Origin of the sequence: Variovorax sp. 350MFTsu5.1, assembly GCF_048302515.1 — a bacterium.
Lineage (GTDB): Bacteria > Pseudomonadota > Gammaproteobacteria > Burkholderiales > Burkholderiaceae_C > Variovorax > Variovorax guangxiensis.
In genome coordinates, this window is sequence record NZ_CP157620.1 from 6,561,391 (window position 1) to 6,584,233 (window position 22,843).

Annotated in this window: 22 protein-coding genes; 5 read left to right on the forward strand and 17 right to left on the reverse strand. The window is 69.7% G+C overall.

Going from position 1 to position 22,843, the window contains the following annotated elements; translation table 11 throughout:
• Position 1 precedes the first annotated feature (1 nt).
• From ABL843_RS29960 to ABL843_RS29990, 7 genes are read right to left on the reverse strand one after another with little or no spacing between them, the layout of a single operon-like run.
• Positions 2–1,000, reverse strand: a complete 999-nt coding sequence (locus tag ABL843_RS29960; RefSeq protein ID WP_418118393.1) for a TRAP transporter substrate-binding protein — start codon at positions 998–1,000, stop codon at positions 2–4.
• 11 nt (positions 1,001–1,011) lie between these two features.
• Entirely contained in the window at positions 1,012–2,742 is a 1,731-nt protein-coding gene (locus tag ABL843_RS29965) for an acetyl/propionyl/methylcrotonyl-CoA carboxylase subunit alpha (RefSeq protein ID WP_418118394.1), read from the reverse strand.
• 10 nt (positions 2,743–2,752) lie between these two features.
• Complete coding sequence (locus ABL843_RS29970) at positions 2,753–4,315, reverse strand: 5-oxoprolinase/urea amidolyase family protein (RefSeq protein ID WP_418120537.1); 1,563 nt, start codon at positions 4,313–4,315, stop codon at positions 2,753–2,755.
• A 5-nt stretch (positions 4,316–4,320) separates the two neighbouring features.
• On the reverse strand, positions 4,321–5,085 hold the full coding sequence (locus ABL843_RS29975; protein ID WP_418118395.1) for a LamB/YcsF family protein: 765 nt from the start codon (positions 5,083–5,085) through the stop codon (positions 4,321–4,323).
• A gap of 22 nt (positions 5,086–5,107) precedes the next feature.
• Positions 5,108–5,794 (reverse strand): pyroglutamyl-peptidase I, encoded by a 687-nt coding sequence (gene pcp / locus ABL843_RS29980; protein ID WP_418118396.1) that lies wholly within the window; start codon positions 5,792–5,794, stop codon positions 5,108–5,110.
• Between the two features lie 9 nt (positions 5,795–5,803).
• Entirely contained in the window at positions 5,804–6,760 is a 957-nt protein-coding gene (locus ABL843_RS29985) for a DUF979 domain-containing protein (protein WP_126021188.1), read from the reverse strand.
• A gap of 2 nt (positions 6,761–6,762) precedes the next feature.
• Positions 6,763–7,506 carry a DUF969 domain-containing protein gene (locus tag ABL843_RS29990; protein WP_184639522.1) on the reverse strand — a complete coding sequence of 248 codons (744 nt, stop codon included), beginning with the start codon at positions 7,504–7,506 and terminating at the stop codon, positions 6,763–6,765.
• Between the two features lie 301 nt (positions 7,507–7,807).
• Here ABL843_RS29990 and ABL843_RS29995 point away from each other — a divergent pair, with 301 nt between their 5' ends.
• Complete coding sequence (locus tag ABL843_RS29995; protein ID WP_418118397.1) at positions 7,808–8,515, forward strand: GntR family transcriptional regulator; 708 nt, start codon at positions 7,808–7,810, stop codon at positions 8,513–8,515.
• 42 nt (positions 8,516–8,557) lie between these two features.
• Complete coding sequence (locus tag ABL843_RS30000; protein WP_418118398.1) at positions 8,558–9,190, forward strand: LysE family translocator; 633 nt, start codon at positions 8,558–8,560, stop codon at positions 9,188–9,190.
• Positions 9,191–9,298: 108 nt separating this feature from the next.
• On the opposite strand, the gene recG is transcribed toward ABL843_RS30000, so the two are convergent.
• From recG to ABL843_RS30015, 3 genes are read right to left on the reverse strand one after another with little or no spacing between them, the layout of a single operon-like run.
• Positions 9,299–11,431 carry an ATP-dependent DNA helicase RecG gene (recG, locus tag ABL843_RS30005; protein ID WP_418118399.1) on the reverse strand — a complete coding sequence of 711 codons (2,133 nt, stop codon included), beginning with the start codon at positions 11,429–11,431 and terminating at the stop codon, positions 9,299–9,301.
• An 11-nt stretch (positions 11,432–11,442) separates the two neighbouring features.
• Positions 11,443–12,933 carry a TIGR01777 family oxidoreductase gene (locus ABL843_RS30010; RefSeq protein WP_418118400.1) on the reverse strand — a complete coding sequence of 497 codons (1,491 nt, stop codon included), beginning with the start codon at positions 12,931–12,933 and terminating at the stop codon, positions 11,443–11,445.
• The gene (locus ABL843_RS30015; protein ID WP_418118401.1) at positions 12,930–13,607 is read right to left on the reverse strand and encodes a DUF4166 domain-containing protein; all 678 of its coding nucleotides are present in this window, start codon (positions 13,605–13,607) and stop codon (positions 12,930–12,932) included. The genes ABL843_RS30010 and ABL843_RS30015 overlap by 4 nt, the downstream gene beginning before the upstream one ends.
• Before the next feature lie 127 nt (positions 13,608–13,734).
• On the opposite strand from ABL843_RS30015, the gene queA reads away from it, so the two are divergent.
• On the forward strand, positions 13,735–14,778 hold the full coding sequence (queA, locus tag ABL843_RS30020; protein ID WP_418118402.1) for a tRNA preQ1(34) S-adenosylmethionine ribosyltransferase-isomerase QueA: 1,044 nt from the start codon (positions 13,735–13,737) through the stop codon (positions 14,776–14,778).
• Between the two features lie 5 nt (positions 14,779–14,783).
• On the forward strand, positions 14,784–15,956 hold the full coding sequence (gene tgt, locus ABL843_RS30025) for a tRNA guanosine(34) transglycosylase Tgt (protein ID WP_418118403.1): 1,173 nt from the start codon (positions 14,784–14,786) through the stop codon (positions 15,954–15,956).
• Between the two features lie 13 nt (positions 15,957–15,969).
• Here the strand turns inward: tgt and ABL843_RS30030 are convergent, their stop codons facing one another.
• Entirely contained in the window at positions 15,970–16,347 is a 378-nt protein-coding gene (locus ABL843_RS30030; RefSeq protein ID WP_369660430.1) for a hypothetical protein, read from the reverse strand.
• A 119-nt stretch (positions 16,348–16,466) separates the two neighbouring features.
• On the opposite strand from ABL843_RS30030, the gene ABL843_RS30035 reads away from it, so the two are divergent.
• On the forward strand, positions 16,467–17,252 hold the full coding sequence (locus tag ABL843_RS30035; RefSeq protein WP_418118404.1) for an SDR family NAD(P)-dependent oxidoreductase: 786 nt from the start codon (positions 16,467–16,469) through the stop codon (positions 17,250–17,252).
• Positions 17,253–17,334: 82 nt separating this feature from the next.
• Here ABL843_RS30035 and ABL843_RS30040 read toward each other — a convergent pair whose 3' ends face one another.
• From ABL843_RS30040 to ABL843_RS30065, 6 genes are all read right to left on the reverse strand, one after another.
• Positions 17,335–17,718, reverse strand: a complete 384-nt coding sequence (locus ABL843_RS30040) for a DUF3597 domain-containing protein (protein ID WP_019653942.1) — start codon at positions 17,716–17,718, stop codon at positions 17,335–17,337.
• Between the two features lie 136 nt (positions 17,719–17,854).
• Positions 17,855–18,925 carry a serine endopeptidase gene (locus ABL843_RS30045; RefSeq protein WP_418118405.1) on the reverse strand — a complete coding sequence of 357 codons (1,071 nt, stop codon included), beginning with the start codon at positions 18,923–18,925 and terminating at the stop codon, positions 17,855–17,857.
• Positions 18,926–18,947: 22 nt separating this feature from the next.
• Positions 18,948–19,748 (reverse strand): DUF2145 domain-containing protein, encoded by an 801-nt coding sequence (locus ABL843_RS30050; protein WP_418118406.1) that lies wholly within the window; start codon positions 19,746–19,748, stop codon positions 18,948–18,950.
• A complete protein-coding gene (locus ABL843_RS30055) occupies positions 19,745–20,206 on the reverse strand; it encodes a hypothetical protein (RefSeq protein ID WP_418118407.1) in 462 nt (153 codons plus the stop codon). Before ABL843_RS30055 ends, ABL843_RS30050 begins: the two co-directional genes overlap by 4 nt.
• 29 nt (positions 20,207–20,235) lie before the next feature.
• On the reverse strand, positions 20,236–20,745 hold the full coding sequence (locus ABL843_RS30060) for a YiaA/YiaB family inner membrane protein (protein WP_126021170.1): 510 nt from the start codon (positions 20,743–20,745) through the stop codon (positions 20,236–20,238).
• 127 nt (positions 20,746–20,872) lie between these two features.
• The gene (locus ABL843_RS30065) at positions 20,873–22,834 is read right to left on the reverse strand and encodes an MFS transporter (RefSeq protein WP_418118408.1); all 1,962 of its coding nucleotides are present in this window, start codon (positions 22,832–22,834) and stop codon (positions 20,873–20,875) included.
• Between the last annotated feature and the right edge of the window lie 9 nt (positions 22,835–22,843).

Below are 22,843 nucleotides of genomic sequence, written 5' to 3' on the forward strand. Positions count from 1 at the left end.
TTCAGCGCTTCTCGAAATACGGAATGAAGATGCCGTTGGCGGCCGTGCCCACCTGCTTGACCCAATTCAGCGAAAAGTTCTCGCCGAGGCGCTGCAGGTCGCGCCCCAGCAGGAAAGGCACCGGCTCGATCTTCACGCCGTTGCGCCGCAGTTCGTCCGTCGAGCGGGCGGCGGCCTCGGCGCTGCGGGCCCATCCGCGCGTCTCGGCGAGCGCGCACGCGGCGGCCAGCGAGCTGCGCGACGACGGGTCGAGCCCGTCCCACGCCCTGGCGTTGACGAACACGAGGTTCTTCGGGAACCACGCGTTGATCTCGTAGAAGTAGCGCATCGACTGCCACGCCTGGTTCTCCACGCCGGTCACGGCGGAGGTCAGCATGCAATCGATGCGGCCTTCGGCCAGCGCCTTGCCCAGGCCGGTGGCCGGAACGTCGACGGGCACCGCGCCCATCAGCGTCGCGATGCGCGCGGTGGTGTCGTTGTAGGCGCGCATGCGCATGCCGCGCAGGTCGCCCACGCCGCCGAGCGGCCGCGTCGAGAAGAGGCCCTGCGGCGGCCATGCCACCGCGTAGAGCACGCGCAGGCCGCGCTGCGCGAAGTCCTGCTCGATCAGCGGGCGCTGGATGCGCCACAGCAATTGCGCATCGGCATAGCTGCGCGTGATGAAGGGAACGGAGTCGGCGCCCGCCAGCGGCACGTCGGCCGCGAGGCTGCTCATGATGGCTTCGCCGGCCTCGACCTTGCCTTCCTGCACCGCCGCGCGGATCGCGTTCAGCGCGAACAGCGTGTTGCCCGGATGCACCTCGATGCGAAGCTGCCCGCCGGTCGCGGCCTCCACCTCCTTCGCCATCGCCAGCAGGTTGGCGGTGTGGAAGTTCTCCGCCGGATAGCCGGTGGCCAGCCGCCACACGGCGGCCTGCGCCGACCACGCGGCCGGCGGCAGAAGGCCGGCCCCGCACGCCAGCCATGCGAAGCCGCGCCGCGTGATGCTGCCGCTGGTCATGCCGCTGCCTTTCAGGCGATGGTCGCGATGGCGGCGCCGACCGCCACGTAGCCGCCCGCGGCCACCGAGATGGCGATGCGACCCGCGCGATGCGCGAGCACCTGCATCTCCATCTTCATAGCCTCCATCACCGCGATGACGGCGCCCTCGGCGACCTCGTCACCGTCGGCCACCTTCCATGCCTGCACCGTGCCCGAGACGGGCGCGGCCACCGCGGCTGCATCCGCCGCGGGTGCCTGCGACGCGGGAGCGGTCACGGCCCCCCCGGCCGCCGACGAGAGCCCGCTCAGCAGCACCGCCGGCAGGCCCACCGCCATGCGCCGCCCATCGACTTCGATCGCCGTGCGCAGCAGCGCGGCGTCGGGCAGCGGATCGGGGCGCAGGGCCGGCGTCTCGCCGTTGGCGAAGTCGGTCTCGATCCAGCGCGTGTGCACCTTGAAGGCGTCGCCCGAGACGAAGTCCGGGTGCGCCATCACCGCGCGATGGAAGGGCAGCACCGTCGGCAGGCCCTCGATGCGGAACTCCTTCAGCGCGCGCCGCGCACGCGCGATGGCCTGCTCGCGCGTGGCGCCGGTGACGATGAGCTTGGCCATCAGCGAATCGAAGGTGCCCGGCACCTGCGAGCCCGACTCCACGCCGGCATCCACGCGCACGCCGGGCCCCGAGGGCGCGTCGAACACCTTGACCGGCCCGGGCGAGGGCAGGAACCCGCGCCCCACGTCCTCGGCGTTGATGCGGAACTCGAAGGCATGGCCGCGCGGCGCGGGCGTCTGCCTGATCTGCAGCGGCAGGCCTTCGGCGATGCGCAGCTGCTCGATCACGAGGTCGATGCCCGTGGTTTCCTCCGTCACCGGATGCTCCACCTGAAGCCGCGTGTTCACTTCGAGAAAGGAGATCGCGCCGCTCGCGCTCAGCATGAACTCGACCGTGCCCGCGCCGGTGTAGCCGGCCTCCGCGCAGATGTCGCGCGCGGCCTGATGGATGCGCTCGCGCTGCGCGTCGCTCAGGAAGGGCGCGGGCGCTTCTTCCACCAGCTTCTGGTTGCGCCGCTGCAGCGAGCAGTCGCGCGTGCCGAGCACGACCACGTTTCCGTGCGTGTCGGCCAGCACCTGCGCCTCGACATGGCGGGGGCGGTCGAGGAACTGCTCGACATAGCACTCGCCGCGCCCGAAGGCCGTCACCGCCTCGCGCACCGCAGATTCATAGAGGCCCTCGACCTCGTCGAGCCGCCACGCCACCTTGATGCCGCGCCCGCCGCCGCCGAACGCGGCCTTGATCGCGACCGGCAGGCCGTGCTTCTCGGCGAAAGCCAGCACCTCGCTTGCGTCCTTCACCGGATCGGCCGTGCCCGCCACCAGCGGCGCGCCGACCTTCATCGCGAGCTTGCGGGCCTGCACCTTGTCGCCCAGCATCGCGATGGCGGCCGGCGGTGGGCCGATCCAGGTGAGCCCGGCGTCGATGACGGCCTGCGCGAAGGCCGCGCTCTCCGAGAGGAAGCCGTAGCCCGGATGCACCGCGTCGGCACCGCTGCGCGCGGCCACCTCGAGCAGCTTGGCAATGTTGAGGTAAGTGTCGGCGGGCTTGTTGCCGTCGAGCCCGTAGGCCTCGTCGGCCATGCGCGCATGCAGCGCATTCAGGTCGGCGTCGGCATACACCGCGACGGATTTCACGCCGTGGTCGGCACAGGCGCGCGCAATGCGCACGGCGATTTCGCCCCGGTTGGCGATCAGTACTTTCTTCATGGGGAGGCTTTCACTGGGCCATGGGCCTGAATCGGACGCGCGCGTTCACGGGGATCTGCCCCGCGCGGTCGAGGTGATGGATGGCGACGGAGGCGATCACGGGATAGCCGCCCGTCAGCGGATGGTCGGCCAGGAACAGCACGGGCTGGCCGCTCGCCGGCACCTGGATCGAGCCGCGCGCGGTGCCCTCGCTGGGCAGCTCGGCGTGGTTGGCGCGCTGCAGAGCCTGCTCGCCGGCCAGGCGGATGCCGACGCGGTTCGACTGCGGCGTGACGGTCCATGCCTGGCCGCAGAGAAGCTCGGCCGCGTCGGGCGTGAACCAGTCGGTGCGCGGGCCGAGCACGATGTCGAGCACGACTTCTTCCCGCGCGGTGGGCAGGTCCGTGGGCGGAGCTTCCGGCTCGCCGACCAGCGCACCGGCGGACACCGCGCGCACGGGCAGCACGTCACCCGCGGCGAGGGCGGCGGGGCCGACGCGCGCGAGCGTGTCGGTCGAGAGGCTGCCGAGCACGGGCGCGATGTCGAAGCCGCCGCGCACCGCGATGTAGCTGCGGATGCCGGCCGTCGGCTCGCCGAGCGCGAGCACGTCGCCGTCGGTCAGCGCGATGGGCTGGTAGCGTGGCAGCTGCCACCGGGCGCCATCCGTGCGGGTCAGCGTGACCGGAGCTACGGCGCCGGTGACCGCCACCACCGCATCGCCACGGCAGGCGAGCTGGAAGCCGCCGTAGGCGACCTCGATGCACGCGGCGTCGGAGGCATTGCCGACGAGCCGGTTGGCCGCCTGCAGCGAGCGCCGGTCCATCGCGCCGGAAGCCGACACGCCCTGCTTCGCCTGCCCGTGGCGGCCGCCGTCCTGCAGCAGCGACTGCAGGCCCGGGGCGCGGATCTCGAGCGCGCAGCCGCTCTTCGACACGGCCGGTTGCGCAGGCGCGGCGGCGGCCCGCACCTCCGCGCGCGGCTGGCCGGTCACGTCGACGAAGCGCACTGCATCGCCGGGTTGCAGCAGCGCGGGCGTATCGCGCGACAGGTCCCACATCGGCGTGTCGGTCACGCCGATGATCTGCCAGCCGCCAGGGCTGGCCTGCGGGTACACGCCGCTGAAGCTGCCCGCGAGCCCGACGGCACCGGCGGGAATGCGCGTGCGCGGCACCTTGCGGCGCGGCACGTTCAGGCTCGGGTGCCCGCCCGAGAGGTACGCGAAACCGGGTGCGAAACCGGTGAAGGCCACGGTGTAGTCGCTGCCGGTGTGGCGGCGCACGACTTCATCGGGTGTGATGCCGAGCAGCCCGGCCACCTCGGCCAGGTCCTCGCCGTCGTAGCGCACCGGAATCTCGATGCGCCTTTCGCTGCGCGCCTCGCTCGCGTCGAGGCTGCGCGCGCCGACCTGCCGCGCAAGCTCGTCGGCTGAAATTGCGGCCGGCCGGAAGGTGATGAGCAGCGTGCGCGCCGCGGGCACCAGCTCCTCGATGCCCGCGATGGGCTCGGCGCGCAGCGAGGCCAGCAGCGCGAGCGTCTGCGCCAGGTCTTCGAGCTCGACCAGCACCGCATTCAGGTTGACCGGCAGGAAGCGCATCGTCGTCATGCGGCGTCCACGAAGGAGCGGATCGCCACGCCCGACTGCTCCAGCAGCGCGCGCACCCGGCGCGCCATCTCCACCGCGCCGGGGCTGTCGCCGTGCACGCAGACCGACTCGGCCTCGATGCGCACGCTGCTGCCGTCGATGGCCGTGACCACGCCTTCGGAAGCCAGCCGCAGCATGCGCGCGGCCACCTCTTCGGCGTCGTGCAGCACCGCGCCGGGTTCGCGGCGCGACACCAGCGTGCCATTGGGCGTGTAGGCACGGTCGGCGAAGGCCTCGGCCACCACGCGCAGGCCAGCGTCGCGCGCCCAGCCCAACAGCGGCGAGCCCGCGAGCGCCACCAGCACCAGGCTGGCGTCGATCTCGCGGATGGCGGCGATCACGTCGCGCGCCTGGCGCTCGTCGTGGGCGATGGTGTTGTAGAGCGCGCCGTGCGGCTTCACGTAGCGCACCGTGGTGCCGGCCGCGGCGGCCAGGCCTTTGAGCGCACCGATCTGGTAGATCACGTCGGCGCGCAGGTCGGCGCTTTCCACGTCCATGTTGCGGCGCCCGAAGCCCACGAGGTCGCGGTAGGCCACGTGCGCGCCGATGGCGACGCCGCGCTCCTTCGCCTGCCGCAGCGTGCGCAGGATGCCGGCCGGGTCGCCCGCGTGGAAGCCGCAGGCCACGTTGGCGCTGCTCACGAGGGAAAGCATGGCGGCGTCGTCGCCCATGCGCCATGCGCCGAGGCTCTCGCCGAGGTCGCTGTTCAAGTCGATGTTCATCGTTCGGTCTTCAGTGAGTCGGTCAGTGCAGGCGGCCGGCGGTCTCGCGCACGTCGTCGCGCACGAGCAGCGCGGTGCGGATCGCCACGCGGAAGGCTTCCACCTGCGCCTGCAGCGCCATGCTCGCCACGCCGGGCCTGGAGGCGGCCTGCTCGGGCAGGTAGGGCACATGCACGAAGCCGCCGCGCGTGTGCTCCAGCATCGGCCAGCTCGCGAGGCGGTGCATCAACGCATAGAAGATGTGGTTGCACACGAAGGTGCCGGCGCTGTTGGACACCGCCGCGGGCAGCCCGGCGGCGCGCATGTCGCGCACCATGGCCTTGATCGGCAGCGTCGAGAAGTAGGCGGCGGGGCCGCCCGCCTCCACCTCGATGTCGATGGGCTGGTAGCCAGCATTGTCTGGAATGCGCGCGTCGTCGATGTTCAGCGCGGCGCGCTCCAGCGAGATCTCTGTGCGCCCGCCCGCGGCGCCGATGCACAGCACCAGCGGCAGCGGCCTGCCGCTCTCCGCGATGCCCGCCATGGCGGCGTCGAGCACGTGGATCGAGCGGCCGAACACGCAGGGCAGCTGCAGCGCCTGCACCACGGTGCCTTCGCAGCGCCAGCCCTCGAGCACCCGGGCGATCTCCCACGCGGGGTTGACGGGATCGTTCTCGAACGGCTCGAAGCCCGCGACCAGCACCCGGGGCGCCTTGTCATCGGTGGTCATGAAGGGGCCTCAGCGGAACATCAGGAAGTACATCAGGAAGATGTTGACCACCAGCAGCGTGGCCGCGGTCGGTATCTGCACGCGGATCACCGCGTTCTTGTCGGGCAGCTCCAGCAGCGCTGCCGGCACGATGTTGAAGTTGGCCGCCATCGGCGTCATCAGCGTCCCGCAGTAGCCCGAGAACATGCCGATGGCCGCCATCACCGCCGGGTCGCCGTGGTACACGCCCACCAGCACCGGCACGCCCACGCCGCCCGTCATCACCGGGAAGGCTGCGAAGCCGTTGCCCATGATGATGGTGAAGAGCGCCATGCCCAGCACGTAGACCGCAACGGCAACGAAGCGGATGTCCATGTTTATGTAGCTGGTGGTGACGTACGCCACCGCCTTGCCCACGCCCGCGTCGGAGAACACCAGCCCCAGCATGCCCAGCATCTGCGGCAGCACCACGGCCCAGCCCAGCGCGTCGGTGAGGCGGCGCGACTCGCGCATGCCCTGCACCGGCGTCTCGCGCGTCAGCCAGCAGGCCAGCGCCAGCGCCGCCACGCAGCCCACGCCCAGGCTCACCAGCGTGGTGTTCTTGGGGTCGAGCAGGAAGGCGTCGCCGATCTTGACCTTGCTCACGAGCACGGTGCCGATCACGGTGACCAGGGGGATCGCCAGCGCCGGCATGAAGAGCTTGTTGCCCAGGCGCTTCGCACTGGCCTCGTACTGGGCGGGCGTCGGCTCGTCGTGCTTGCCCGCGCCCACGCCGCGCATGCCGGCGATGACGGCCATGGCGATGGCGCCCACGCCCACCAGCGCGGGCGGCAGCTTGTCGCCGACCAGGAAGACCAGCGAATACAGGCCCCAGAAAAGCGCGCTGGTGTAGCGCTTGGGATGCTGGCGGTCGGCCAGCGTCATCACCGCCGTGATCGCAAGGATCAGGCCGACCAGGATGTAGAGGTGCTGAATCGAGAGGATCATGATCAGCGGCCCTCTTGCGTTGCGGGCACCGAGGGAACCGTGGGCACTTCAGGCTTGCCGTCGAGTTCGCGCGCCAGCGCCTGGTCGAGCCGGCGCAGGCGCCAGGCGTGGATCACGAAGGCGGCGATGGCCGTCGGGATGCCCCACATCGCGACGTGCAGCGGTTCCACGTCGATGCCGGCCTCGTGCAGGAAGGTGGTCATCAGCACGATGGCGCCGAAGGCCACGAAGATGTCCTCGCCGAAGAACAGGCCCACGTTGTCGGTGGCCGCCGCATAGGCGCGCAGCTTGTGGCGGATGCGGTCGGGCAGCTTGCCGTAGCGCGTCTCGGTGGCGCCCTCGGCCATCGGCGCGAGCAGCGGACGCACCATCTGCGGATGGCCGCCCAGGCTGGTCAGGCCCATGGCCGCGGTCAGCTCGCGCGCGGCCAGGTAGACGATCAGCAGGCGCCCGGCGGTGGCCGACTTGATGCGGCTGATCCAGTTCTGCGCGTGCTGGCGCAGGCCGTGGCGCTCGAGCAGGCCGATCACCGCCAGCGGCAGAAGAATGATCAGCGGCAGGTTGCGCGTCTTGATGAAGCCGTTGCCGATGGCCGTGAGGATCGCCATCGGGCCGAAGCCCGCGGCCGCCGCGGTGGCGATGGCGGTGACGATCACCACCAGCATCGGATTGAAGCGCAGGACGAAGCCCGCAATGATCACGGCGACGCCGATCAGCGGCCAGAGGTGAGGGATGTCAGGAGTCATGTTGGTCTTTCGTTTGGTGATTCGGAGACACCTTGCGCCGGGGTTCCGGCTGGCCTCTTCTTGCAAGCTGCGTGCCAATGAATGAGCAATTCATTTCTCCTGAACCACTCATTTCCAATAAATTGTTGAACAATTTATTAGAGTGTGCCCAACAACAGTGCCTGCATGACCCCATGAAAACCCTGAGCGCGCCACCGTCTGGTGCATCCGGCGGGGCCCGTCTTTTGCCGGTCCAGCGGGGAAAACCTGCTAAAAACGCCCGGGTTCACGGACCCTCCCCTAGCTGCCTTCCCCTTTCGGCATGACCCTTCCGGCCTCCACGACCCCATCCGCCCCGCCTGCCGCAGCCGGCGCACAGACGCTCAACGACCGGGTCGCGGAGCTGATCCGCCAGAAGATCGTGAAGGGCGAGTTCTCGCCGGGGCAGCGGCTGTCGGAAGCCGCGCTGGCCGACAGCTTCGAGATCTCGCGCAACACCCTGCGCGAGGTGTTTCGCACGCTGACCAAGGAGGGGCTCCTCAAGCACGCGCCCAACCGCGGCGTGTTCGTGGCGGTGCCGAGCATCGCGTCGATCATCGACATCTACCGCGTGCGACGGCTCATCGAATGCCAGGCGCTGGCGCAGGCCTACCCGCGGCACCCCGCCAAGAAGCACATGCGCGAGGCGGTGGAGATGGCGCTGAAGTGCCGCGATGCCGGCGACTGGCTGGGCGTGGGCACGGCCAACATGGAGTTCCACAAGGGCATCGTGGAGCTGGCCGACAGCGAGCGGCTGAACAACCTGTTCGCCCACATCCTGGTCGAGCTGCGGCTGGCCTTCGGCCTGCTGAAGGACCCGGAGTTCCTGCACGCGCCCTACGTCGACATGAACATGAAGCTGCTCGAACTCATCGAGGCCGGCAAGTTCGCCGAGGGCTCGGCCGCGCTCAACGACTACCTGGTGCACTCCGAGCGCATCGTGCTGGCGGTCTATGCGCGCAGCATGCCCGAGGGCGGCATCGACAGCTAGGGCCTGCGGATAATGGCTGTCCGCCCCTGAAGGACACCCGCCATGACCCTGTCTGCCTACCTGCTCTTCCTGCCGGCCTGCTTCGCCATCAACATGGCCTTCGGGCCCAACAACCTGCTGTCCGTGACCAACGGCGCCAGGCACGGCGTGTCTCCCGCGGTCATCGCGGCCAGCGGCCGGCTCGTGGCCTTCGCGATCATGATCGCCATCGCCGGGCTGGGCATGGGCGCGGTGCTGGTGGCCTCGGAGCTGGCCTTCGACGTCATCAAGTACATCGGCGCGGCCTACCTGGTGTGGATCGGCGTGCGCCTGCTGCGCGCGCCGGCGCCCACGGCCGAGGTGCAGGCGCGCGACGCCGTATCCGCGCCGCCCTCGATGCGCGCACTGGTGCGGCAGGAGTTCACCGTGGCGGCGGGCAACCCGAAGGCCATCCTGGTGTTCACCGCCTTCTTCCCGCAGTTCGTGGTGCCGGGCGCCTATGCCTCCAGCTACCTGCTGCTGGGCCTGACCTTCCTGGTGTTCGAGCTGGTGGCGATCGCGCTCTACGCGCTGCTCGGCGCGCGCATGCGCCGGCTGGCCAACGGCAGCCGTGCGATGCGCTGGTTCAACCGCATCAGCGGCAGCATGATGGTCGGCTTCGGGGTGATCCTGGCCTTCACGCGCCGCCCCGCATAGGAAGCGCTCCCCCAGGGCTTCGCGCACTTCGTGTCGCTGCGCCCCCTCGCCGGGGGCAGCATCTGCGGCCCGGCAAAGCCGGTTCCGCGGTGTTCCGCGAAAGAATCTTCAGGCTTTGAGGTATTCGGCCTTGGTGCCCAGCCAGCGGTCGATGTGCCGCTGCGCCAGGTCGGGGTGCTTGCGCAGCATGACCGGCGCGAGTTCGCGGGCCCAGTCGAGCAGCAGCGTATCTGTCGTGAGGTCGGCAAAGCGCAGCAGCGGCGCGCCCGACTGGCGCGCACCGAGGAACTCGCCGGGGCCGCGGATCTCGAGGTCGCGCCGCGCGATCTCGAAGCCGTCGCTGGTCTCGGCCATCGCCTTGAGCCGCGCGCGTGCCGCCTCGCCGACGCGGCCGCTGTCGCCCGGCGCATAGAGCAGCACGCAGGCCGAGGCCGCCGCGCCGCGCCCCACGCGGCCGCGCAGCTGGTGCAGCTGCGAGAGGCCGAAGCGCTCCGCATGCTCGATGACCATGAGCGAGGCATTCGGCACGTCCACGCCCACTTCGATCACGGTGGTGCTCACCAGCACCTGGATCTCGTTGGCGGTGAAGGCCGCCATCACCGCCTGCTTCTCGGCCGTGGGCATGCGCGAATGCAGCAGGCCCACCTGGATGGGCTCGCCCAATGTTTCGGCCAGCTCGTCGCGCGTCTCGGTGGCGTTGCGCAGGTCGACGGCCTCGCTCTCCTCGATCAGCGGACAGACCCAGTAGACCTGCCGGCCCTGCGCGATCTGCGAGTGGATGCGGTCGATGACCTCGTCGCGCCGGTGGTCGGCCACCAGCCTGGTGATGATGGGCGTGCGGCCCGGCGGCAGCTCGTCGAGGGTGGAGACATCGAGGTCGGCGTAGTAGCTCATCGCCAGCGTGCGCGGGATGGGCGTGGCGCTCATCATCAGCAGGTGGGGTTCCAGGTGCCCTTGCGCCTTGCCGCGCAACGCAAGGCGCTGCGCGACGCCGAAGCGATGCTGCTCGTCGATGATCGCCAGCGCGAGGCTCCTGAAGCGCACCTTCTCCGAGATGACCGCGTGCGTGCCGATGACGAGCGCGGCCTGGCCGCTTTCCACCGCCGCCGACATCTCGTCGCGCTCCTTCTTCTTCTGGCTGCCCGTGAGCCACGCCACGCGCTGGCCGCGCGCCGCGAGCAGCGGATCGAGCCAGCCGACGAGCTTGCCGAAGTGCTGGGCCGCGAGGATCTCGGTGGGCGCCATCAGCGCGCACTGGAAGCCCGCGTCGATGCAGCGTGCCGCAGCGAGCGCCGCCACCACCGTCTTGCCCGAGCCCACGTCGCCCTGCAGCAGGCGGTGCATCGGGATCTCGCGGCCCAGGTCGCGCGTGATCTCCTCGCCGACGCGCTGCTGCGCCCCAGTGAGGCCGAAAGGCAGCACGGCGAGCAGCTGCGCATGCAGCGAGGCCGCGTCGGGCTCGGGCGGTGCAGGCGGCAGCACCGGCGCGCGCTGCGCCGCGCGCTCCAGCCGCGCCTGCAGCTGCGAGAGCTGCTGCGCGAGCAGCTCCTCGGCCTTGATGCGCTGCCAGGCGGGATGGCTGTGGTCTTCGAGCGTGGCGATCGCCACGTCGGGCGTCGGGTAGTGCAGGAAAGTCAGCGAGTCGCGCAGGTTCCATGCGCCGCGAAAACCGATCTGCACGGGAACGGTCTCGTCGAGCACCGCACGCGCCAGCCCTGAGCGCACCTCGCGCCGCAGCACCGGCTGCGGGAGACCGGCAACCGTCGAATACACCGGCGTGAGCGCATTCGGCAGCGCGGTACCGGCCGCCTTCACGGTCGGATGCATGATCTGCCGCCCCACGAAGCCGCCGCGCACCTCGCCGCGCACCCGCACTTTCGCGCCCACCGCGAGCTGCTTCTGCTGCGAGGGGTAGAAGTTGAAGAAGCGCAGCTGGCAGGTGTCGCTGCCGTCGTCGATGGTCGCGATGAGCTGGCGGCGCGGCCGGTAGACCACCTCGCATTCGGTGACCACGCCCTCGACCTGCGCCACGTCGCCGTCGCGCGTGTCGGCGATGCGCACGATGCGCGTCTCGTCCTCGTAGCGCATCGGCAGGTAGAGCGCGAAATCGATGTCGCGCACGAGGCCGAGCTTGCGCAGCGCGCGCTGGACCTGGCTCAGGCCGGAGCCCGGCGGCGACGGCTTCTCCGGCGCGGCGGCGGCCGCTTCGGCGGTGGGAGTCGGGGCTTTCTTGGCGGGCACGGAAGAGTCTTCTAGCGCGGCCGGCAAAGGTCCGTCAAGGCGCTGCGGGCGTCGGGGAACATGAAGCCGAAGCCCGACTGCAGCAGCCGCGCCGGCACCACGCGCTGGCCTTCGAGCAGCAGGTCGGCCTGCTCGCCGAGCAGCAGCTTGACGGGCGCGGCGGGCGTCGGCATCCAGCAGGGCCGGTGCAGCACGCTCGCGGCGACGCGGGCGAATTCCTCCTGGCTCAGCGCGCCGGGCGCGGTGAAGTTGAACGCCTGCGCGGCCGGGGGCGCCGCAGCGTTCTCGGTCAGGGTCCACACATGCGCCATCGCGCGGATCAGGTCGTGCACATGCACCCACGACAGCCACTGCCGCCCGCGGCCCAGCCGTCCGCCGATGCCCAGCGAGATCGGCAGCAGCAGCTGCGGCAGCGAGCCCTGGTGGCCCAGCACGAAGCCGAAGCGCATGCAGGCCACGTGCACGCCGTGCGCCACCGCGGCTTGCGCCGCCTGCTCCCAGCGCTGGCACAGCTGCGACATGAAGATCGGCTGCGGCGGCGCGTCTTCCGCGAGTGCGCTCGCGTCGCCCTGCGGCTGCACACCGTAATAGCCGATGGCGGAGCCGGACAGCAGCAGCCATGGCTTGCGCGGCCGTTGCGCGATCCAGGCGATCAGCTGCTGGGTGAGCCCTTCCCGGCTTCTCAGCAGCTGCGCCTTGCGCCGCTCGCTCCAGCGCATGCCCAGGATGCGCGCACCCGCGAGGTTGACGACCACGTCGATGTCGTCGGCCGCCGGCACGTCGTCGAGCGACTGCACGCAGCGCACCGCGCCGCCGAAGTTCCAGGCGGCCGATCGCGCATCACGCGTCCAGACCGTCACGGCATGGCCGTCGGCCACCAGATGACGCACGAGCAGCTGGCCGATGAAGCCCGTGCCGCCCGTCACCAGCACGCGCTGCGGCTTCGATCCGAAGCGCACCGGCGCCTGGGCATCGCGCGCCCGCTCCTGCGCGCCGCGCCTGAAGAGCGCGCGCGCCGCGAAGGCATCGCGCAGGCCCGACAGGCCCACGCCCGCGCCGCACAGCGCGAGGAAGGCGCCGAGCCAGCCCTGCGGCTGCCACACCATCGCGGTCGGCTGCGCGGCCCATTCCGTGGCGCTCATCGCCAGCAGCGCGATGAAGGCGCCCGCGTTGATGGCCAGCACCGTGTGCGTCACGCGCTCGGTGGGCGGCAGCAGGCGGCTGCGGTCTTCGACCACGAAGTCCCACAGCGTGAGCACGATCTCGACGCCGAACACCGCGAGCAGCACCCACGCCCATGCGCCGTGCCAGGCCCAGGACGACAGCCCGATGAAGAGCGCGCAGTAGATCGACGAGCGCGTGGCGTGGATCGCCAGCTCGCGCCCGGCCGTGCCGCGCCGCGGCAGCGCCTCGGTGCCCTCGTGGTGATAGAGCGTGTCGAAGGCGCCGAGCGCGCCCTGCGCCGCCATGAGCTGCAGCGCAAGCAGGTGCGTGTCGATCATGCGGCCACCGCCTTCGGCTCCGGGATTTCCTCGAACACGCCGACCTGGGTGAAGGTCGTGCCCATCAGGCAGTGGCGGATCTCGATGCGGATGTTGAAGCGCTCCGGCGTCTCGTTGTGGTGCCAGAGGAAGGTCTTGCCGGGCGTGAGCACGCCGGGCAGCGGAATGCGCCAGCCGAAGACGTCCCAGAAGTAGCCGTCGCTCTGGAAGTGCAGGCTGCCGTTCTCCACGCTGAGCACCAGCTTCATGCCCAGCCCCATGCCCACGTACTCCAGCACCTCGCCGCGCTCGCTCCCGCGCATGAAGCTGGTGAACTGGATCGGCTTGCGATTGCGCAGGCGGTAGATGCGCTGCTTGTAGATGGCCGGGTCCCGCGGCTTGGCGTAGACCTGGATCTCCACGGGGAAGTCGGCGTCGCTGTAGGGAATGAGTGCGCCCTGGATCATCGGCTGCGTGATGTGCCCCAGCAGCTTGCCGAAGCGCGAGCAGCGCAGCTCGCTCAGCGAGCCCAGGTAGTGCAGCGCCTTGCCCGGCGACGGGTTCTTGTCGAAGCGGCGGCGGATGTCGGGATGCAGGCCCTGCCAGGCGCTGCCGAGGATCTTCTTGAAGAGCTCGCCTTCGGAGGGGCCGGACGACGAGCCCGAGGGAACACGCGCAGCTTGTGAATCGACCATCCGCCGATTCTGCCTCGACAACCCTGCGCGAACGGGCGGCTTTCGCGGCATGGGACAATCCGGGCCTTCCCCGCGTCTCACCGCTTCCCCGTCTCTCTTGGAACGGGCCCGTCCGGCCCTCAAGCACATGCGCGCTTTCACGCTCTCCGATTTCGATTTCGCCCTGCCGCCCGAGCTGGTGGCGCAACACCCGGCCCCCGAACGAACCTCCTCACGCCTGCTCGACGGCACGGGGCCCGCGCCGGTCGACCGCATCTTCAGGAACCTGCCCTCGCTGCTGCGCCCGGGCGACCTGCTCGTCTTCAACGACACCCGCGTGGTGAAGGCCCGCCTCTTCGGCGAGAAGCCCACCGGCGGCAAGCTCGAGCTGCTGGTCGAGCGTGTGCTGCAGGGCCAGGAGGTCGTGGCGCACATGAAGGTCAGCAAGAAGCCGACCGTGGGCACCACGCTGGAGATGGTCGGCGGCTTCCGCGCCACGCTGCTGGGCCGCTGGCCCGACGAGAACGGCGCCCTCTTCCGCTTCGCCTTCGAGAGCGACACCGGCGAGAACCCCTACATGCTGATGGAGCGCTGCGGCCACGTGCCGCTGCCGCCCTACATCACCCACACCGATTCGGCCGAGGACGAGAGCCGCTACCAGACCGTGTTCGCGCGCGTGCCCGGCGCGGTGGCGGCACCCACCGCCGCCCTGCACTTCGACGAAGGCCTGCTGGCCGAGCTGGAGGCCAACGGCGTGCAACGCGCCAACGTCACGCTGCACGTGGGCGCCGGCACCTTCCAGCCGGTGAAGACCGAGAACATTTCGGAACACACGATGCACGCCGAGCGCTACGAAGTGCCCGAGGCCACGCAGCGCGCGATTGCAGAATGCAAGGCGCGCGGCGGCCGCATCGTGGCCGTGGGCACGACCACCGTGCGCACGCTCGAATCGTGGGCCAGGAGCGGCGAGGCCGCGGGCGACACGCGCATCTTCATCACGCCGGGCTTCGTCTTCGAGCACGTCGACCTGCTGGTGACCAACTTCCACCTGCCCAAGAGCACGCTGATGATGCTGGTCTCGGCCTTCGCGGGCTACGAGCGGGTGATGGGGCTGTACGCCCACGCCATCGCCGAACGCTATCGCTTCTTCAGCTATGGCGACTCCATGCTGCTCGCACGCACCCAGGACTGAACGACATGCTGAACTTCGAACTCCTCAAGACCGACCCCGACAGCCACGCGCGCCGCGCCACGCTCACGCTCAACCACGGCAAGGTGCAGACGCCGATCTTCATGCCCGTGGGCACCTACGGCACGGTCAAGGGCGTGATGCCGCGCAGCCTGGAGGAGATGGGCGCGCAGATCATCCTGGGCAACACCTTCCACCTGTGGATGCGCCCGGGCCTCGACGTGATGGCCAGCTTCGGCGGGCTGCACCAGTTCGAGAAGTGGGACAAGCCCATCCTCACCGACTCGGGCGGCTTCCAGGTGTGGTCGCTGGGCGCGATGCGCAAGATCAGCGAGGAGGGCGTGAAGTTCGCGTCGCCCGTCAACGGCGACAAGCTGTTCCTCACGCCGGAGGTCTCGATGCAGATCCAGACCATCCTGAACAGCGACATCGTGATGCAGTTCGACGAGTGCACGCCCTACGACACCAAGGGCCACATCACGACCGAGGCCGAGGCGCGCGTCTCGATGGAGCTGAGCCTGCGCTGGGCGAAGCGCTGCCAGGCGGAATTCACCCGCCTGCAGAACCCGAACGCGCTCTTCGGCATCGTGCAGGGCGGCATGTACGAGAACCTGCGCGAGGAGTCGCTCGCGGCATTGGTCGACATGGATTTCCCCGGCTACGCCATCGGCGGCGTGAGCGTGGGCGAGCCCAAGGAAGAGATGCTGCACATCATGGGCCACACGCCGCACCGGCTGCCCGCCAACAAGCCGCGCTACCTGATGGGCGTGGGCACGCCCGAGGACCTGGTGCAGGGCGTGGCCGACGGAGTGGACATGTTCGACTGCGTGATGCCCACGCGCAATGCGCGCAACGGCACGCTCTTCACCCGCTTCGGCGACCTGAAGATGCGCAACGCGCGCCACAAGAGCGACCCGCAGCCCATCGACCCGAGCTGCACCTGCCACGCCTGTGCGGGCACCTCGGGCGTGAGCTGGAACGACGGCGGGCGCGAAGGCTTCAGCCGCGCCTACCTGCATCACCTGGACCGCTGCGGCGAGATGCTGGGGCCGATGCTCACCACCATCCACAACCTGCACTACTACCTGAACCTGATGCGCGAGATCCGCGAGGCGCTCGACGCGGGCACGTTCACGGAGTTCCGCGCGCGCTTCAAGTCTGACCGGGCGCGGGGCGTCTGAAGAACCCCGGCCGCTACTTCAGCGGCTGGATCGGCAGCGGCGTGGCGTAGGGCTCGATGCGCAGCGCATCGTTCCTGAACACCACGATCTGCCTGAGCGGCGCCTGCACCAGCGCGCCGCCCGCGTCCTTGCTCGAGGCGTACTGCCACAGGGTGAGTTGGCCCTTGGCGGCGAGCTGGGTCGCCAGCCGCTCGACCGCGGGGCCGGCGCCTGCCCCGAGCATCGCGGCGTCGGCGCCGACGATCACCTCGTCGCGCGCAGAGACCACCTTGAAGAGCTGCACGCCGGATGCTGCGGCCTGCGCCCGCACGGAGCGCACCGCCAGCGCGGCGGGAACGAGCATCGCGAACGCAATGAGGGTGCGGCGGCGGGGAAGTGCTTGGGTCTTCATGGGAGCAAGCGTAGCCACGCCCGCGCGCGCCGCCCATTCGCCGGAAGCCATACACCGGATACACCGGCCGGCCGCTATCCGCTACGCTTGCCGTCCGTCTCCACGCTGCCGCAGCCACCATGACCGACGCATCACCACCACTTTCGCCCTACACCGCCCGCTATCCCTCGCTGGCCGGACGCACCGTGTTCATCTCGGGCGGCGCCAGCGGCATCGGCGAATCGCTTGTGCGGGCCTTCCATGCGCAGGGCGCGAAGGTCGGCTTCTGCGATCTCGACACCGCCGCCGGCAACGCGCTCGCGGCGCAGCTGCAGGGCGAGCACCCCGCGCTATTCATGGCCTGCGACGTGACCGACACGGCCGCCCTCGCCGCTGCCATCGATGCGGTGCGCCAGCGCTTCGGGCCGGTGTCGGTACTGCTGAACAACGCCGCCAATGATCGCCGCCACGAGATGGCCGACGTGACCGACGAGGACTTCGACCGCCTCGTGGCCGTCAACTTCAAGCACCAGTTCTTCGCCGCGCAGGCGGTGGCCGACGACATGCGCGCGCTGGGCGGCGGCTCGATCGTCAACTTCGGCTCGATCAGCTGGATGATCAAGGGCAAGGGCTACCCGGTGTACCAGGCCTGCAAGGCGGCGGCGCGCGGCCTCACGCGCTCGCTGGCGCGCGACCTGGGCAAGCAGAACATCCGCGTGAACTCGATCGTGCCGGGCTGGGTGATGACCGAGCGGCAGATCAAGCTGTGGGTCAAGCCCGAGTCGGGCGCGGAAATCGATGCGGCGCAATGCCTGCCGGGGCGCGTGATGGCGGAGGACATCGCTGCGATGGCGCTCTTCCTGGCCGCCGACGATTCGCGCATGTGCACCGCGCAGGACTACGTCGTCGACGCCGGCTGGACCTGAAAAAAAGCCTCGCGCATCGCGCGAGGCTTTTTCCTTTCGAGAACACCGAGGAACCGGCGTTGCCGGGCCGCCGGTGTAGCGCTCAATCCCGCAGTTCTGCGGGCACCGTGCCGCCGTTGGCGGCCAGCTTGGTCATGACCTGGCGGTGCAGCCAGATGTTCATCTTGGCGCTGTCGCTGGTGTCTTCGCCGTAGCTCAGCTCGGCGGCCAGCTGCTTGCGGGCTTCGAGGCTGCTGTCCAGGCCCAGCAGCTTCATCAGGTCGACGATGGAGGTGCGCCAGTTCAGGTTCTTCGAGCCCGGCATCGCGTCGAGCACGGCGGCCACGTCGCCCAGCGGAATGGCGGGCGGCGGCGCTGCCACGGCGGGCGCTGGTGCATCGGCTGGCGCCGCGGGGGCAGGCGCGGGGGCCTCGGCGGCTTTGGCGCCCGGGAAGATCTTGGAAAGGATGCTGCCAAAAATGCTCATGCTTTTGCTCCGTCGAAGGGGTGGCTGGAAGTCTGCGGCAACACTTGTGTCGCAGCCGGGGGTTGTAGCACGGCCCCGCGGCATGTCCGCTACATGACGTGTCGAAGCTTCCTCAGGCCGTGACCGAATTCGCAGACTACGCCTCGGCCGTCCCGAGGGCCGGCAACACGCGATTCGCGGCCGAGGTGCCGCACGCGTGGCAGAACTTCGAGAACGCGCTCTTGCGGGTTTCGCAGTTGCCGCAGTGGTCGAACAGGCCGATGCCGCAGTGCGGGCAGAAGTCGATCTCGTTGTTCTTCAGGTCCACCGGCCGCTCGCAGCCGGGGCACACGCTCTTGGCCAGGCGTGCGAGCGCGGTGTCGTAGCTCAATTCCTCGCGGCGCACCTGGTCGGGCTGCTGCTCGGCCAGCTTCTGCCGCGCGAGGTAGCGGTTGAGCGCGACGATGGCGTAGCGCCCCACCAGCACCGTCAGCACGATGCCCACCACGTATCGAACATAGCCGCCGTAGCTCGGCAGGTAGGGCACCAGCTCGACGAAGAAGGCGAACAGCGCGAAGAAGATGAAGCCCCACACGAAGGGCCAGTAGGTGCTCTTGCGCTTCTTCGCGAAGAGCCAGCCGGCCACCACCAGCAGCGGCAGCGTGAGCGCCAGCCGGTAGGCGAACACGCGCAGTTCGATGCGGCGGTACTCGGCGTCGAGCTTGCGTTGCGCCTCGTACTCGAGCACCGACAGCGCCGTGCGCGCGCCCTGCTCGGCCTGGCGTGCGTCGAGCGCAATCTGCTGCTGCGCGTTGACCTTGCGCTGCAGCTCCTCTTCCTTCTGCTTGAAGGCGTCGAGTGCCTTGGTGCGCGCGATGAGCTCGGTGTCCTGGTCGGGCTGCGCGGTGGCGCGCCGCGTGGCGAGCCAGTTGGAGAAGGTCTCGCGCGCGTTGGTGCTGGCCTGCTGCGCGGCATTGAGCTGCAGGCGGATCTGGTCGAGGTCGCGCGCGGCCTGCAACTCGGCGGCCTCCGAGGCCTTGATGGTGGCGCGCAGCGGCTCGGCCCTGGGCTTGTCGATGAAGTCGTCGAGCTGGCGCACCCGCTCGACCTGCGGCAGGTCGCTCACCACCGTGCTGCCGAGTCCGATGAGGAAGCTCGCGAACACCAGCGCCACCAGCCAGAGGCCGCGGCGGAACCATTTTTCTGAAAGTCTCAAAGACTTGCTCATGTTGTTTTCTCCTCGTTCTTTCTCATTGCAGCTTCAGCGTCACCGGCGCCGCGCCCAGGCCGGCGCGCGGCATCCAGGCGAAAACCGAGTCGACCGTCACCGTCTCGATGCGGTCTGAAAAGCGCTTGTCGTTCGGATGATCGTCGAAGGCCACGTTGGCCGAACCCACGCGCCCGCCCAGCCGCGTGAGCGGGCCCAGCTTCAGCGTGGTGGGCTCATAGCCCTTGGACTGCATCCATGCCTGCGCCTGCGCGCGGTTGGCGACGGTGGCGGGCTCCATGGCAGCGGCCAGCGTCTCCATGGCCCACTGGTTCGACTGCTGGTACTTGCGGCCCCACGCGTAGCTCACGATGCTGTAGGGCTCGGCGTGCAGCCGCACGATGCGCGCGGGCGATTCGTTCAGCGCGGCCAGCAGGCGCGCCTGCACCTCGGGCGTGGGCACCACCCAGGCGGCCTCGTAGCGCCACGGGTCGTCGAGGAAGAACTCGCCGAGCCCCTGCCGGTAGACCTCGGCGATGGCGGTGCCGCACTGGTTGAGCTTGTGCACCACGCGCCACGGCCCGGCCTCGGTCTTGTAGGCGAAGCCGAGATGCGAATAGCGCAGGCCGTACTTGCTCAGGTCCTGCCCGGCGCGCGCCAGGAGCACGACGCGCGCGCCGCTGGTGTCGAGCGCCTGCGAGGTGCGCTCGGCCATCCGCATCCCCTTGACGATCACGTCGGGCGTGGGCCTGACCTGCTCGCAGGAGCGGCCGGCCTGCGCCTGCATGGGCAACAAGGCCGCCGCGACCGCCAGCGCGAGCAGCGGCACCAGCGCGCGGCTCACGACAACCTCTCGTTGTGCAGCAGCGCGCGTCCGATGGCGTTGGGCACGAAGGCCAGCACCTCGCCGGCCGCCGACAGCACAACACCCGAGCCGATCACGGTGACGAGCACGCTGGTACCCACGGCCTTCGAGGCGCCATCGGCCGCGCGGCCCGCGACCTTGATGCTGGCGCGCGCGCCGTCGGAGGCGCGTTCGAGCACGTACACCGTGCCGTCCACCGAGGCCTCGACCGCGACCACGGCGAGGGTCGAGCCGCCCACCGACAGCGCGGCGGGCAGCGCGACCGCCGTGGTGGCCGAGGCCCCGACGGCGGAGCCCGCGACCACCACCGATGCCACCGGCATCAGCGAAAGGGCGAGCGAGGCGTCGCTCTGGGCCTGGGCCTGAATGGGAACCGCGACACCGGCGAAGACAGTGCTGGCGGCGACGAGGGCGGCGGCAATCGACTTCCTGATCATGATGAGTCTCCGTTCTTGGGGTGCGTGGGTCATTCGGTGGCGGCTGCGGCAGCGGCTTCGGCGCGCGCCATGCGGCGGCCCTGCATGCGGGCTTCGGCGATGTCGGCCTCGTGGCGGTCGCGCAGCGTCTTGGCCAGCGTGAAGGCCGAGCTGATGAGGAAGAGCCAGCTCACGCCCAGGAAGGCCTTGTAGGCCTCGTTGATCTCCATGCGCACGAGGCCCCAGCCGGTCAGTCCCATCGCGGTGAAGAAGCTGCCCCAGACGACCAGCTTCCACATCGGCACGTCGCGCGCCGCTTCGGAGCCGCGCTCGGCAGCCTGCTGGCTGTCGCGCACGAACTTGGACAGCATGAAGGCGGTGCTCAGGCAGAACACGTAGCCCATCACCATGAACGCCCGGTCCAGCGCCTCGCCCGGTAGCCAGCTCAGGCCGGTGGCGCACAGGAAGACGGCGATCGCGAACGAAGCCCAGGCCTGGAACTGCCAGGCCCGCGTGTCGCGCTGGATGAAGACGGTCGTGGTCGATGAGAGGGGTTGCATGTGTGCCTCGCGGCGTAGTGAAGGTGAGCGAATGATGGTTCGCTCCCGCACCGCGAGGCTTGAATGCTTGCACCGGTGGCGGTTTCCAGCGCCTCCGGTATCCGCAATCGATACTTTTTGGGGTATTTCAGCTGGCCAGCAGGGCGCTCACGCGCTGGCGCAGCGCGTCGGGCTGCACCTCGGCCGGCGGCACGGGGGCGCCGACGTTCAGGCCCACGCGGCTGAAGAAGCCGCGGCGGAAGGGCCTGGCCATGGCCACGCGCTCGCCGCCGCGCAGCTCGATGCGGCTGAAGTACGAGCCCCACAGGTTGGTGAGCGCCATCGGAATCACCGGCGGCTCGATGCCCTGGGCGCGCGCGCCCTCGAGGATCTTCATCACGCCGCCCTTGAAGGGCTGCAGTTCGCCGTCGCGCGTGATCGCACCCTCGGGGAAGATGGCGAGCAGGTCGCCCTCGCGCAGCACCTCCTGCGCCTTCGCGAACGCCGCCTCGTAGGCCGCCGGGTCGTCCTTCTGCGGCGCGATCGGAATCGCCTTGGCCAGCTTGAACAGCCAGCCCAGCACCGGCACCCTGAAGATGCGGTGGTCCATGATGAATCGGATCGGCCGCGGGCTCGCCGCCATCAGCAGCACCGCGTCGATGAAGCTCACGTGGTTGCACACCAGCACGGCCGCGCCCTCGGTGGGAATGTGCGTCTCGCCCTTGATGTCGAAGCGGTAGACGAAGCGCGACAGCACCCAGGCCACGAAGCGCAGCAAATACTCGGGCACCAGCATGAAGATGTAGAACGCCACCACCGCGTTGGCGATGCCGGTGAACAGAAAGATCTGCGGAATGGTGAAGCCCGCGCCCAGCAGCGCACCCGCGATGACCGAGCTGCCGATCATGAAGAGCGCGTTGAGAATGTTGTTCGCCGCGATGATGCGCGCGCGGTGCGTCGGCTGGCTGCGCAGCTGGATCAGCGCGTACATCGGCACGCTGTAGAGCCCCGCGAACAGCGACAGCAGCGCGAGGTCGGCCATCACGCGCCAATGCGCGGCCTGGTGCACGAAGGCGCCGATGCCCATGTCGTGCGTGGCGGGCGCGAGGCCGCGCGAGGCGAAGTACAGGTCGATCGCGAACACGCTCATGCCGATAGCGCCCAGCGGCACCAGGCCGATCTCCACCTGCCGGCGGCTGAGCGTCTCGCACAGCAGCGAGCCGACGCCGATGCCCACCGAGAACACCACCAGCAGCAGCGAGGCCACCTGCTCGTCGCCGTGCAGCACTTCCTTGGCGAAGCTGGGAAACTGGCTCAGGAACACCGCGCCGAAGAACCACATCCACGAGATGCCCAGCAGCGAGCGGAACACCACCACGTTCTGGTTCGCGAGCTTGAGGTTGCGCCAGGTCTCGCTGATCGGATTCCAGTTGATGACCAGCCCCGGGTCGGTGGCCGGCGCCCGTGGAATGGCCTGCGCCACGCCCCGGCCCACCAGCGCCAGCAGCACGCAGCCCACGGCCACGCTCGTGTGGCCGACGTTCGGCAGGGCCACCAGCAACCCGCCCGCCACCTGCCCGAGCAGGATCGCGACGAAGGTGCCCATCTCGACCATGCCGTTGCCGCCGGTGAGCTCGCGCGCGTCGAGCACCTGCGGCAGGTAGGCGAACTTCACCGGCCCGAACAGCGTGGAATGCAGCCCCATGAGGAACACGCAGCCCAGCAGCACCACCGCGTTGGCCGTGACGAAGCCCCAGGCGGCGATCAGCATGATCACGATCTCGAGGTCCTTGACGAAGCGGATCATCTTCGTCTTGTCGAACTTGTCGGTGAGCTGGCCGGAGGTAGCCGAGAACAGCAGGAAGGGCAGGATGAAGAGCGCGCCGATCACAAGGCCCGCCATCGACGGCGGCATCCAGCTCAGCTGGAGCTGGTAGGTCACCATGACGGTGAAGGCGAACTTGAAGAGGTTGTCGTTCGCGGCGCCCGCGAACTGGGTCCAGAAGAAGGGCGCGAAGCGCCGCTGCCCGAGGAGCGCGAACTGGTTGGCGTGGGCGTTCTCCTCGTGAACCACTGGCGTGGCTGTTGCTGCGGCGGAGGGATTTGTCATTCGAAGAGT